At 42.7% G+C, this 13,693-nt stretch carries 4 protein-coding genes; all 4 read right to left on the minus strand.

All coding sequences use genetic code 11. The features are described from left to right. Positions 1-360: 360 nt before the first annotated feature. Positions 361-6,567: an esterase-like activity of phytase family protein gene (locus tag NPUN_RS43805; RefSeq protein WP_012412787.1), complete on the minus strand. Its 6,207-nt coding sequence runs from the start codon at positions 6,565-6,567 to the stop codon at positions 361-363. Positions 6,568-7,151: 584 nt separating this feature from the next. Continuing rightward, positions 7,152-11,405, minus strand: coding sequence for a phytase (locus NPUN_RS33560; protein ID WP_012412788.1), 4,254 nt, complete (start codon positions 11,403-11,405; stop codon positions 7,152-7,154). A 787-nt stretch (positions 11,406-12,192) separates the two neighbouring features. Then, positions 12,193-12,969 (minus strand): COP23 domain-containing protein, encoded by a 777-nt coding sequence (locus tag NPUN_RS33565; RefSeq protein ID WP_012412789.1) that lies wholly within the window; start codon positions 12,967-12,969, stop codon positions 12,193-12,195. Positions 12,970-13,380: 411 nt separating this feature from the next. Then, complete coding sequence (gene psb34 / locus NPUN_RS41210) at positions 13,381-13,551, minus strand: photosystem II assembly protein Psb34 (RefSeq protein WP_012412790.1); 171 nt, start codon at positions 13,549-13,551, stop codon at positions 13,381-13,383. Positions 13,552-13,693: the final 142 nt, after the last annotated feature.

Consider the following 13,693-nt stretch of genomic DNA (forward strand, 5'->3'; position numbering starts at 1 on the left):
ATTGTGTATCTGTATGAGCGATTAATTACGCTTAAGCCAAGCAAAAAATTCTTGGCTACAGAAACCTAAATAGTATTTGGCGACAAAATGCTTAGTGTCCACACAAAATAGGGCAGACAATTAAATGAACTTAACTTTGGTTACTGTCTCAAAAGATAGTTGTTCAATGTTTAAGGAAAGTTATAAACAAGTTAAGATTTTGGACAAAAAGATTCCCGATTTCTTCAAGAAGTCGGGAATCTAATCCTTTAGATAGAGAGCAAATCAAAATATGATTGCAATATCACTCTTTAGAGTTAGCAAAAGCGCTACAGCTTAATTCATTTTGAACATTGAATCTAAGCTGTAATCATTTTTCGGCTAAATGACACTAGCAGAAAAAACGAAATCATTTGCTGTGAGGCTAGTTGATGTAACTCCAACTAATGAAGCCAACTCTGTATTTCCGGCTTTCACCAAAGTATCGCTACCTTGTTGTAATAGAGTTAAGGCACTAAATTGAGTAACACCAATACCGCCCAGCCCGATTTTATCAATGCCAACTACAAAATCAGTCACAATGTTCTTGCTAGTTGGCAGATTGGCGTTAGCAATCCAGAATTGGTCAGCACCAGTACCACCAGTTAAGCGATTACCACCCTGTTGACCAGCAAATAGCACATCATCACCATCGCCACCAGACAAGGAATCATTGAAATTGGAGAAGAGTTTGTCATCGCCAGAACCACCGTAGAGACGGTTATTGCTACCGCCACTTCTGAGGGTGTCATTACCTGAGCCACCAAATAATGATTGACGAGAACCTTCAATTACAGTGAGGCTATCATCACCTGTACCGCCAAGTAAATTATTACTACCACTGGCTTCTACTACGGTAATAACATCATTACCATTGCCACCATCAGCACTGGTATTTTGAGCCGGGCCATTTTGACCAATAAATATCTGATCGTTACCGTCTCCTGTGGATACTGAAGAGTCGCTGCCGGCTAGTACCGTGTCTTCACCGTTTCCGGTTTGGATTGTGTTCCCTTTAGTACCCTCGACAAAATCTGCTCCGTCACCGGTGAATAGAGTTTGATTTGGTTGAACGGTAATATCATCGCTGGTAGTAGAGCCAAAGTTAATTTCTTCAGTTTGAGGTTGACCTAAACCAGGAGCAAGGTTAAGGGGCTTCTCCAACTTCAGCAGTAGAATTTCATTGTTATCTATGACTGGATTTTGAGGATCATTTCCAGGACGACCTGTAGAGAAGGGATAATTGTTGTCATTGGCTACCAAAATGGTATTTTTGTCAACAACTAAAACGTTTTCAATTGTGACAAATGGGAAGTCAAAGGTGGTTTTACCATCTCCATTCAGGTCGTTGGGGTCTTGGATGTTTAACAAGTCTGCAACTTCTTCTTTGGCTACATAACCATTAGAATCTGCTTTAGACAAGTCAATTTTGTAGATCCGCTTGAATTTAGCTGAGGCTCCTTGACCATTATCCCGTTCAATGACTAGGTACTCATTATCGTTAATGACTGCTAAATCGCCGATCGCATTTGCCGGATTATCCAATCTGTAGTACAGCTTTTTATCAGTGTACTTGTGGCTAGCTAAATCAAATTCGTTAATCCGCAAAGCACCAGGAGTATCACCTTGAACTGTACCCTCTAGCAGCATATAGAGCTTGGTTTTGCTGGCGTTGATTGCTCCACCTTCAAAACCTTTTGAGCCACCCAAGTTAGCAAAGGCATCTCCTGAGAGAACATCTGGGTTTTGTGGCGATCGCACCACATTATACTGAGGATCGTCTCTGAGTTGATCTCGTACTTCATCGGCGATATCTGGGAAATCTGAGAAGAGTGCATCTACCCCTAATTGATAGAACTGCTGAATTTCTAGCTCTAACTTGCCTTTGTAATCTGCTGCTAAATACTGATCTTCCGCACGGAAGGTATAGGGATGAACCTGTAAACCTGCGTTGTGAGCATCTTGAATTAAGGTTGAAGGAGGTAATGTTGTCTTGTCAGCATCATTAACTGCTCCATCCCCATTCACATCATCGGCTTTGCCATCGCCATTAGCATCAGTACCTTTGACGCTCACAATCATCCGCTTCCAAGGGCCAATGCCATCGGCATAAGTGGCAACTTCAGCCAAGCCTTCTGGTGTTCGCAAGTCGCCATAAGTCCGAGTGTCACCACTGACTTTCAAATCATAAGGCTGACTTTCGATGATTTTGCCGTTGATATCAATGTCACTGGCATCTAGCAATTGAACTAGGGGAATATCTACCCCAGCCGCAGGCATAATTACATCATGTAGTTCTTTGAGGTTGCTCACTTCAAAGGACTGGATAAAGATGCGACTGGGGTCAGTAAAGTTATTTGCCTTCAGCGTATCAATTAGTAACTGGCTGATGTTTCTGTTTATTTTGTCTGTGGTGCCTACATAAGTAGCTTCATCTGCCGAATAGGTTGGATGCTTAGTTTCAGGATAGATGCCAATCTTTTTACCTGTATCGGCTTCTACTTGCTTAACCAAATCGATGATTTCTGTGAGGGTAGGAATCTCAAATAGACCATCAAAGGACTGATCACGGAAAGGTAGACGTTCTTCGGCGCGTAAAGTCTTGATTTCAGCTAAAGTAAAGTCTTCTGCAAACCAACCTGTAATTGTGTTTCCATCTAAACTTACCGTTTTCTTGCGATCGGCAAACTCTGGATGCTTGTAAACATCTGTGGTTGTGTTGCTGAAATTGACAGTACCATCAGCGTTTAAAACTGCTAAAGCTGGCTCATGGCGAGCAATTAGCACACCATCTTTTGTAACTACCAAATCAGGCTCAATAAAGTCAGCGCCTCTTGCAATTGCTTGCTTATAAGACTCTAAGGTGTGTTCTGGACGATAACCACTTGCACCTCTGTGACCAATGACTTTAGGTGCTTCGCCATCTAAAGTTTTGAATCTGTCGGGTGTAGCAATGGGAGCCTCTAATAACTTACCACTGGCATCAAAATGCAACAGGTAAGGGCCAAACTCTTCTCCAACCCAAATTGTCCCGTCTTTATCAAAGACGAATGACTCTACATCAAAGTCTGCACCAGTCAGTAATCTTCCAGTAGTTCCCTCATTCACAATTTGGAAAGGAACTTTGTTGTTAGGGTCAGACAGTTGAATGTAATCTAAAACTTTAACGCTGCCGTCTCCATTTTCTGTTCCCTTAAAATTCGGGTCTAGACGATTGATTCGTAGCAGAAAATCTTCACTATTATCTTTGCTACCGTAACCGTTATCTGACAGGAAGTACAAAGAGTCGCTGTTAGCAAATTGAACACCGCTAAAGCCCTGTATTGGCTGTCCGGGGAAAGGCCCGGTTCTGCCATTCGCTGAAATGTCTGCACCGGAAACTGGCCCATCACTAAAGGTATCAGCAGGTAAAGAAGCAAAACCAACTAACTCAACTTGGGGTACAGGTGTAGCAATTAATAGTTGACCACCCCGGCTGTGTTCACCATTGAGTACATTCAACTGGTTTAAATCTACATCATTGAGTACACCGCTAGCTTGGACATCAAATAAGTAGGAACTGCGACCTAGTTGAGGATTAGAAGCGGCTTCGATAATACCAGAGCTTTCCCAAGAACCCAAGCCACTATTAAAGGCAGTACCTTGGGCATTCTGGTCTACTTCAAACAGAGGTTTGATGGTATCGGTAGCAATATCGTAAGACCAAACGCGATCATTACGTTGCTGGGCATCTATTATTTCTCCACCTAAACCTGCTGTATCTTCTTGGAGTAAGAGTTTGCCATTTTTATCAACAGTTACGTTGTCATAGCTTACTCCTGTATTTGGGCCACCAGTTAGTACCAATTCAAAGTTACTAATCTCTGCTGTTGGGTCACTTGCATTCAGGCTGAAGCGATAAGCTTTACCGTAAGGATTTTCAAAAGTGCCATTAGCCAGTTGATCCTCTGTTCCAGTGGTAACAAAGTAGAAAGTACCTGGATTGTTTGGGTCTTCCGTTATATCTTCCAGACGACGGAAGTTTGTAGAACGCAACACTCCATTGTCGCTACCATTTACCCAATCGCTGAGAGGTTTACCAGCATTGAGTAGCTGGTCGTCTCCACGGTCTTCTGTACCTTTGGTATCATAAACAGCCGAGCGATCGACCTTAGTCCAAGTAGCTTTTACTTTTGTACCTTCTGCTAAGGTTTCATTGTCATATCCTGTCACCTTGAGGACGTACAAATCTCCGTCTTTCAGGCCATTCGGGTCTTCTGCTGTTTGATTACCGACGAACATATATAGTTCGCCATCACCATTGTCTTCGGTTGATAGTAGAACTGTTTTACCTGAATTGGTGGCGCGATACTGAGATGCTGCTAGTACGTTTTCTTTGGAGAAGCGACCTAAACCATCTATAGATTGAGCAGTACCATCAGTTGTGACGGACCAACCCAAACTATCACTATTCTGCTCATCGGCGGTAAAGAATATTGGCCCACCTTCAAAACCATAAGTTGCTAAGTATGCTGAACAGAATCGACCAAAGTTAATACCTGTTTGGGTTACAGCATCAGATGTAACTGTAATCTTGCCTAATTCATTACCTTTACTATCAACCGCATTCTCTATTAGGTCTTTACCACCTACTAGCTTCCAGTTCTTATCAAATTGCAATAGCGAAATTCTACCGCCTGTAATTTGTCCAGAAATTGTGCTGGAAAAATCTGTTTTAGTAGTGTCGCTCAATTCATGGTTGACGAATACATAGTAAGCATCGTCAGTCTCATAAATGCCCAAACCGTCAGGGATGCCTGTAAAAGCATACTTTTCAGTACCACTGGGGACAAAGGAACCAAATTCTCCCTGTAGCAATGGGATTTCATCTCCAACTGTCAGGAGTTGATTCAGTCTGTAATTTGACCCATCGAGTGCTTTAACATAAGCGGGATCGGTCGTTCTACCATCTTGAACAGGCTTTTGAGCAATTTGGGGAATTGCGGCTAAAAGTTGTCCACCTTCTGCATGGTTGCCGTTGAGAATATTCTGGTCTGGCGCACCTGCTACATTATTTTTGACGGTGTGAGCCTGTACATCAAACAAGTAAGCACCGCTACCTGGTAATGATTCGGAAGGAATTTCGATAATGCCAGAACTTTCCCACTGCCCTTTGGCATTTGGGTCGTTGTATACAGTACCAGCAGCATCTTCATTCAAAGCAAACACACGAGCGATCGCTTTGGTAGTGGGGTCGAAAGACCAAACAGAAGCTTCCCGGTTTTCTGCTGCCATTACGTCGCCACCGTAGGAGGTTTGATCCTCTTGAAGCAAGATTTTGCCAGATTTATCAACTGTGATGTTGTCATAGCTGACACCTTTACCAGGCCCACCCGTTAACAACAGTTCAAAGTCACTGATTCCGGCTGTGGGGTCGGAGGTATTTAATTTAAAGCGGTAGAGTCTGCCATAAGGGTCTTCTGCTTCGGCAGGATTATCGGTTGCTCCGGCTGCTGTCCCCTGACCTTGTTTATTTTTAGTGCCTGTGGTGACGAAATAGAAAGTTCCTGGATTATTTTGATCTTCGGCAAAATCTTCAATGCGCTGGAAGCTGGTTGAATTGTTGGCAGAATTAACGAAGGCTGTGAGATCGCTACCATCTACTTTTGGTGTACCGTCTGCATTGAAGATGATTGATTTATCAACCTTTGTCCAGGTTGCAGCTTTTTGGGTGCCTTCGCTAACTTGACCCTCGAATTCTGCACCATTGACTTTCAGAACGTATAAATCTCCGTTATTAAAGCCATTGGGGTCATCTGCGGTTTGTTGACCAACCCATAAATACAGTTCGCCGTCATCATTATCTTCTGATACAAACAGCACTGTTTGATCGGAGTTCTCTGCCCGATATTGAGAAGCTGCAACTACGTTCTCTTTTCTATAGCGACCTAAGCCGTCAAGCGCCTGTGCTGTACCATCTGGGGTTACAGCCCAACCCCGACTTGTATCACCACCTTCTTCAGGAGCAAAGTAGACGGGAACCTCTGTACCACTAGCATCTACGAAACCGGATTGGGCTAGGTAAGATGAGCAGAAGCGATCGAAAGGACTAATGGTTGCTCCACTGGCATTGGTGTATAAACCAGTTTGAGTATTTAAGGTATAAGTGCCAGTTGAGTCTACTATGGTGTCAATCAGGTTTTTACCGCCGATGACCTTCCAATTTTCATCAAAAACAAACAGCGACACCCTCGCACCAGTGATTTTTTCACCAGGAAATGTGCTGGAAATATCTGTTGTGACAGAGCCGCCTAGCTCATGATTCAACCATACATAGTTGTAGGTTTTTCCAGCGATCGTTACTTGGGTAGCACCTGTGCCATCAGGAATACCAGTGAAGGCATATTTTTCGGTGGCATCAACTTGGGGGGCTTCATCGATGTCAAACGTGCTAGTTAACAGGGGTACTTCATCCCCTACAGTCAATAAAGGTACGATTATTCTATTGTCAGAGTTATTTACTGTATCGACGTAAGCCGATGCTGTTGTTCTTCCGTTCTCAATAGCCATAATTAGAATGTTTTTTGGTGGGTATTTGGATTTAGCTGCATCACAAGCTATTCAAGTTCTCTCAACTGCATTACTTGTGGTAAAAAGCAATCATTTTCTCACTCTATTAACCGGAATTATGGGAATATTTCAGAATTACATTACAAAAATATTGTTCGGTTCAGTCGAAAATTGCTATTAACTCCGAGTCTTTTTTCACAGTTATTGAAAGCTAGAGTAATGATGTTCAAATGTTAACTACTAATCTGTGTTAGCTAGTAAGAGTGTGCAACTAAATTCCGAGTTTAAGTTGGTCGATAGTAGTTATGAGAGAACTTGACCATTATTAGAGATGTTTCCATTGAAAGATTAAGAAAAGAATAAGTTAAACGGAAGAGATGATTAAAATACATTTAAATAAAAAATAATTTTTATTCACCCTTGCTGTATAATTCTTTTTAAGAGTTTTAAAGAGATGAAAGTTAATTTTTTTAGTTTGAATTTGCTAGCGATCGCATCAACTTTGCTGTCCAATAAATAGGCTGTAGGGACGTATAGCGGTACGTCCCTACTAAAGACTGTTCTATGAGAAGCTAGGCAACGAATTAAGCCACGATACTAGCCGAGAAAACGAAATCATTTGCTGTGAGGTTAGTTGATGTAATGCCAACTAATGAAGCCAATTCTGTATTTCCAGCTTTCACTAAGGTGTCACTACCCTGTTGTAATAGCGTTAAACCACTAAACTGAGTAATACCAATACCGCCCAGCCCGATTTTGTCAATTCCGGCTGTAAAATCAGTAATGATGTTCTTGCTAGATGGCAGACTGGCGTTAGCAATCCAGAATTGGTCTGCACCAGCACCACCACTGAGGCGATTGCTACCTCCTTGACCAGCAAATAGCACATCATCACCATCGCCACCAAATAGCGAATCATTGGTATTAGAAAAGATTTTGTCATCTCCAGAACCACCATACAGACGGTTATTGCTGCCGTTACTGGTGAGGGTGTCGTTACCTAGACCACCAAATAATGATTGGCGAGAACCTTCAATGACTGTGAGAGTATCATTACCTTCCGCCCCAAACAAATTATTATTACCATTGGCTTCCACTACGGTAATAACATCATCACCATTGCCACCATCAGCACTGATATTTTGAGCAGCGCCGTTTTGACCAATTACAATTTGATCGTTACCATCTCCGGCAGAGACTGAAGAGTTACTACCTACGAGTACAGTGTCATCATCATTCCCAGCCTGGATTGTATTACCTTCAGTGCCCTCGACAAAATCTGCTCCGTCACCTGCAAAGAATGTTTTTCCTGGCTGAACTGTAATATTATCGCTGTTGCTAGAGCCGAAACTGCCGAGGAAAGTTGGCTTTACACCTGTCAGGTTAACAGGATTGCGGGGATCGTAACTTGTGGTGTCAATATTTAGAAAATTGGGCAAGGCATTGGCTATATTCTCCCAAGGTACCAACTTAAAGTTAGAGTTGACGTTTTCACCATCAATGTTTTTGGCCGGTTCATTGGAGCCATCTTGAGTTACAAATAAACCAAATGGGAAGTTCGGCCCCAGTGGCACGTTAATCACATCTGCACCGTCTGATTCTTGTACCCTGTCAATTGACCCATTGTTACCAACGGCAAAGTTACCCACATATTCGTTATTGCCTTCACGGGTGTAGGCAACAAAGGTACTATCGCCTTGGCTGGATGCTAGCAGATAACCTGTGCCGTTTTTGCCGTAGTAGATGGTCAACCCTTCTGCATCATCGGTAAGGTGAGAACCACCCTCAAAACGGACGCGATCGATCAGCTTGCCTGTTGTGCCACCGTCTGGTTCTGCCTGAAATTTCCAGATGCCCACATCTTCTTGGGCTATGTAGAGAAAGCCGGTTTCTTGGTCAACGACCATACCCTCTGTTTGGGGAGAACGGTCTGCGGCTGTGGGTGAGGGGATGGTGAACTCCCGTACCAGTTCCGCTCCAATTTTGCCATTACCTTTGTCAATTAGCTTGAATTGAGCTATATCTCCAGTTTGGCGGCGACTGGTAAAAACATAGTAATCATTAGTTATAGGGCTACGGTATAAGGTAAGCCCGTAAGAACTGCGAGTTGATGCGGAATAGGGAGGTTCAAAAGGTGAGGCTTGGAAGATAGTGCCAATATTGCTATCGGTGATATTTTCTAGGTAGTTACCGTCTATGCCAGGGTTGGGGTTAATTTTGAAAATTGCTAGTTTATCATTTTGGCGATCGCTAGCTACGGCAATATCAATAGATTGATTGCCTAATTTAAAACCGTATTGCAGATCGATGTTGTTGTAGCGAATACCACCAGGATTAACTGTTTGCAATAAATTACCAGACAGGTCATAAACCCGCAATCCAGCATTTTTGACTGAGGTTAGTACTAAACTATCAGCAGCATTTGTGGCGTTAACATAGATGGCTGGGTCATCAGCATCAGCATTCTGATCTACAGCAGGTAATGCTGGATCTTCATCGTCAAATAAACCAGGACGAGTTTCTACTGTAGGTGCAGCAGTTGGAACCAAGTCTGCACCCAAGGTGAGGATTTGGGTATATTGGGTGCTACTAAAGTTGTTGTCACTCACCAGCACAATGGACTGACGACCATCTGCTAGTTTGGGACCGAAGGCAAGACCTTCTATATTATCCACTCCTGTAATCGGGTGATTTGCATCAGTGGGCAGATTGAGGTCAGTTAAATTCAACAGCAGACGCTTTTGGGCGGGTTTAATAGCTGCTAGTTGTTCAGCACTCAAACTATTGAGAGAATCGTAGAAACTAATGTCAGTCGCACCTTGCAAAGAAACTTCGTAGATTTTGATGGTATTGCCTACACCTTGGGCAAAGGAGCGTTCTAAGGCGAGGAAAGTGCCACGATTATCTATTGCCAATAAATCCGCCAAACCATTGTCAGCAGAGCCTGTGCTTGGGTTAGGTGCTTCGGGAATGGCATCGGTGATGTAAAGGTATTCTTTTTCTGGTTGTCCAGTAACCAGATTATATTGCAGAATCCGAGAAGAGCTACCACTGGTGAATGAGGCTTTTAATCCATCTTGGGAGAGGGCGTTTTCGGTGGCGGTAAATAGGGTTTTCTGGTCGGGTGTGATGGTGAGGCTTTCAAATGCCAGGTTATTGTATACACCTGATGTCTGCGTATCTCCGGCATCTACAATACCATTGTTGTTGGTATCTTCAACTACTGGCAGGAATTTGCTGGGGACAAAAAGCGATCCTACTTCTTGCCCTGTTGTAAGAGAAAATTCTTTAATAAAGGGATTGGTAACACGACCAGCAGTAGGATTAACTTCGCCTTCTGAAGAGATGAAGACTGTTCCATTGTTGCTTAAAGCAATGCCTTCAGGGTCAAGACTATTTAGTGGAAAAAATTTGCCGTTGGTATCTTTTAGGGTGGTGACATTGGTAAAAGTCACCCCGGAATCGGCAGCAGTGAAGGTATAAAAGCGGGCAGGAGCAACTTGAGAGCGATCGTCTGAGATGGCATAATAGCGGTTGTTAACAGCATCGTATGTGACACCAGATAATCCGCCCACTGGAGTTGGTGTGCCGTTGACATTTCCCGCCGCACCAGCAGGAATAAAGCCAGTAACGAAGGTAGTCTGCCTTTCAAAACTTACATTGGGAATGGTTTTACCTGCTTGAGTTGGTCTAGTTTGCACATCTGCGAACACCAAGCGATGGTCAGAACTGGGGAAGGGAAAAGTACCAACTGGGGAGAATGCCGGGTCATTATTCAGCGGCCAAAAGACTCCTGAGTCGGTAATTGTCAGGTCAGCAGAGGGTAGCACGTAATCAGTCCGCAGGTTTCCGGGAGCTGTATCAGCAAAGTCTGCGGTATCAAAGCTAGGATTTCCTTTTTGGCTAACGTTTGCACCACCTTGTAAAGCCGCTTGTTGGGGACCGCCAAAACTGGTAGGAATGACATTAGTATTGATCCCAGGATTTTGCAACAGTTGGCGAATAGCATTGTCATAACTATCACCATCTAATGGGTCAGCATTCTGATCGCCCATAATTACAAAGTCTGAGCCAGCAGCAATACCGCCTGTTTTACCCTGGTCATCATAAATGTAATTACCATTACCAGGGGTAATATAATCTGCCCAAAACCGAATTTCGTCATGGTTGCGCTTGCCGTTGCGGTCTTCCGCGCCATCAAAGGTCGGGGGTGTGGGGTGGCTAACAAGGGCGTGAATTGTTTTGCCGTTCACTTCGATGGGTACATCCCAGTGGCTTTTAGAGGAGAGGCGTAAAAGTGCCAGTTCCTCCTGAGAATACCAATCATTTGCCTGTGGCGTTGTGGGATCGTCGGGAAGCAAAGCATTGGGCATATCCTTCCAGAGGAAGTTTTGGAAGGTGCGGATATTGGCGGTGTCAATGGGATATTTGGACAGCAGCAACATACCATATTGACCAGGGAAATCACCAAATCCGAAGGCATCATCGCCATATCCCGATGTGCCTGGGGTTGTAACTACTGCGCTATTGTTGTTTAAGTCAAAGCCAGAGGCAATACCTGTGTTGGAGGGAGCGATATAGAAGTAGGGGTAGTCAACGGGAGTCGCACCGTTTTGACTTATGGCTAAATAATTTTGCTGGAATAGTTTAACTGCCTCTTGGGAGTAGTCAAACTCATTAATTAGCAGCACATCCGGGTTGTTACGCTGGATAATTTCTGCAATAGCTTTTGCCTGAGCATTATTGGGGGTTGACAAATCGGCCGCTAATTGACCTTGAGTACTGCGGTTTAGAGAAGCATTGAATTGGGAAAAGCGAATTGTATTATTAATTACCATAAGTTAGTGCTGGGGTAGATTCAAGTTTTGCAAAGATTAGTGTTTATCTGCGGCAACCACAGAACCAAATTGCTCAATCTCATCGCTGTAAAAGTGTGAAAAATTCTGAGTGTTAATGTGATTTATATTGTCGGTAAAAACCGTTAACTGCAAAGATGCGCTTCGCAGTTTAGAGAGTTTGCAATATCAACATGGACAATATAAAATATGCCTTCCAAATCACTGCTCTTAGAGATTGTTAGAAGACAGCTACATAACTTTTTATATGAGTTTTTAATTGGGCAATCTCAAAGTATCCTGCTTAGATTAAGAAGTAGCTAGCAAAAAGTTAAGATAAAAATAATTGTAGGGTTAGAGATGTTTTTTTCACAGCAATTATTCTCAGTTATATATCCCAATACGGTTGGGTTGAGCGTAAGCGTTACCCAAAAAACCTTGATAATGTTGGGTTTCGTTCCTCAAACCAACCTACGTCTGATTATGTATATGTTTTTCTCTAATTAAGTTTCAAGTTGTTTGAAAATTGTTTCACTGTAACTTGAGGTGCTTTTAAATTCACCTTAACCACCATTAAATTTATCGGATAACTTAGAGAATTTAAAATTTTTGATACCAATAAGAGGACTTTTCAAACATCCTCTTAATGATAAATCTTTCACCCGATATAAAATAAGGTGGGCTGTTTACCCACCTTAATGTAAATCTGTATTTTAAGATTACCGCGACAGAAAAAACGATATCTTTTAGTTTTGGTGAAATTGTTCTGACATGTTGAGTAATTCAAGCATTAGCGGAAATTACCAGGTTTTAAGCGAACAGAGTTAGGCTGAGACTGGCGACGAACTGCTACTCCATTTCGCAAATTGTTTCCAGTACCACCATCTTGGCGATCGAGGAAAGGTTTTAGATTAATGCCACTTCTAGATGAACTAATCCGATTATTGCCACTCCCTAAAAGTGTACGTCCTAAATTATATAATTCATTCCCTCCACTACTGCGATCGCCATAAGTGTTAACGGCTATAGTTTGCTGTCCGTTGTCAGCAGTAGTCAAGTTCTGAAAAATACTATTGCGGATTACAACAGGATCTTTTCCACGTGGTACTGTCAGCACAATTCTACAGGTTGGGTTAGCTTCTGTTGTGACGCAGACAATATTTTCGTTATTCTCTACAGATGTCTGGAGTTCTTGTAAGCCATCTGGACGATAAAGTTCTAAGCGACTGGCAATTGTTGCACAACGTCTTTGTGCATCCCAACCACCGCCCAAAGCCGCAGGTGCTGCCCAAGGAAAGAATTGTCCTGGTTGACTTTGTGGCTGATACATAACGGTAGACTGACCGTTGTAAGTCTGGCAGGTAAACCGAGTTGTACCGTCAGATGAGGGTGAAGGGGGTATACCTGTTGATGTGTCTATTGGGACTGATGAGCCACCTGATGGGACTGTTGGCACTACTACACCGTCGCCAGTAGAGTCATATTGTGCCATTGCTACCGAATTGCCGAGACACAAAGAGAAACCCAGAATACCCAAAGACATAAATCGCAGTAGTTGTGATGACATAAATCATCCTCCAGTAGAAATAAGTAGGGAATTGATAGTTTAAGTGACGAATAATTCTCTTTTTTGATTCATTAAAAACAGTATTTTTTTTCTCCCTTGCTTTTTTCTCTGGGAGTACCTTTTTCACCCACCCTTGAATTTCTGCATAACGCTCTACTCCTTCATAGTTCATTTCGTGCTGGAGCGCACCTAGACCAAAGGGTATTTTTCTCACTTTGATGAGGAATTAGCGAAATACAGATAGAGCGATCGCAGGTATTCTACAACAAGGTCGTATTTTGAGATGCGATACCTCCGGTGGGCAAAGCCAACGCACAGCAGTAAAACACAAAAAACCCCGGCGAAACTAACCGGGGTAAGAGAGAGAGGTACGAATGACGATGAGATACAGCGATACCGAAATTGAAAATCTTAGCTAACGCTAAAACTAATTAAAACTAAAGTTGTAACAATTAAAGTAGCAAAAAGACCTTGTAAAACGTATTTACGTTGTTCCCAAATTGCTGGGTACTCGGCGTAGTAAACCTTGGGTTCAGCTGCGTAGTTATTGAGAATGCCGTCTTCATTTACAGTGGTGTACATATTTTTTTCTCTTCTTTTGTTTACTTATGTAACTAAATTTAACAGGATTGTTACGAAACGTCAAGAGGACTTGACAAAAAAGGGCTGATTATTTTAATAAAAATAACTTATCAGGCATAGGGGATTGAGGCAAAGCTACCCC

The organism is Nostoc punctiforme PCC 73102, assembly GCF_000020025.1.
Classification (GTDB): Bacteria; Cyanobacteriota; Cyanobacteriia; order Cyanobacteriales; family Nostocaceae; genus Nostoc; species Nostoc punctiforme.

Excerpts from the sequence above, each read along its gene's own strand:
- NPUN_RS43805 (WP_012412787.1), bottom strand. The coding sequence starts at position 6,567 with ATGGCTATTGAGAACGGAAGAACAACAGCATCGGCTTACGTCGATACA.
- psb34 (WP_012412790.1), bottom strand. The coding sequence starts at position 13,551 with ATGTACACCACTGTAAATGAAGACGGCATTCTCAATAACTACGCAGCT.
- NPUN_RS33565 (WP_012412789.1), bottom strand. The coding sequence starts at position 12,969 with ATGTCATCACAACTACTGCGATTTATGTCTTTGGGTATTCTGGGTTTC.
- NPUN_RS33560 (WP_012412788.1), bottom strand. The coding sequence starts at position 11,405 with ATGGTAATTAATAATACAATTCGCTTTTCCCAATTCAATGCTTCTCTA.